Raw genomic sequence first — 714 nt, 5'->3', positions numbered from 1 at the left:
TGTCATCTGTGAATAATCAGGAGAGAGTCTGTTGGCTATGTGGCTTGCAGACTCTTTCTTCCTTTGACTGCAAAAACTCTTTTAGGACAATCCTCCAATGAGGTTATGGTTGTTGTAACTGAAATATCTTAGGAGCAAGTTGTGCGGTTTGCTCACTTGCTCCAGTCCTGTTATAGAAGCTATGCTTCGACAGCTGTATAGCTACACGTCGCCAAAGTCCCTTCGCCGTTTTAAGCGTCTCTTTACCTTGTTATAGGAATGGTTATTTCGCCTTTTGGTTTTACTCGTCTGTCTTTTGCAACTCTTCCTTGTCGGACACAGAACTTGGCTTTGGCATGATGAGAGTGTTATCGCCAATCCTCTGATGTCTATCCTCCTTTGGCTTGATGCCTCTGTTGGTAAGCTGCACCTTTGTGGCTTGTCGTTCATTGTGCATCATTGTTCATGCTCCTCCATCTTCTGCTGATACAGCTGTAAGGTCGGATTTCCCGCTTCGTTACTCCAGGCATACCGCCATAGCAGTGCCTCTGTCAGTTGCATACGGATTGCCTCCTTGCTTACAACCTTTGTTCCATTGTTTGGCCCCGTCTTTTTCTGAATTGAGTTATTTGAAAGCCACTTATTTTTACCATGCAAAGGTAGCGTGATGCTGCGAAGGACTTCCTCCTTCTTGTGTGGCCGCTATCGCTGTGACCAATAAAATAGTGCGTAATC

General features: G+C 45.2%; 1 protein-coding gene. It reads right to left on the bottom strand.

From position 1 onward, the window contains the following. Positions 1–280: 280 nt before the first annotated feature. Positions 281–439, bottom strand: coding sequence for a hypothetical protein (locus DXA05_RS26700; RefSeq protein WP_165861582.1), 159 nt, complete (start codon positions 437–439; stop codon positions 281–283). Between the last annotated feature and the right edge of the window lie 275 nt (positions 440–714).

The organism is Bacteroides sp. AM54-2NS (assembly GCF_003602935.1).
Taxonomy (GTDB): Bacteria; Bacteroidota; Bacteroidia; order Bacteroidales; family Bacteroidaceae; genus Bacteroides; species Bacteroides xylanisolvens.
Note: the sequence above shows the minus strand (reverse complement) of the source record. Positions and strands in the feature narration are given on the sequence as shown.

Excerpts from the sequence above, each read along its gene's own strand:
- DXA05_RS26700 (WP_165861582.1), bottom strand. The coding sequence starts at position 439 with ATGATGCACAATGAACGACAAGCCACAAAGGTGCAGCTTACCAACAGA.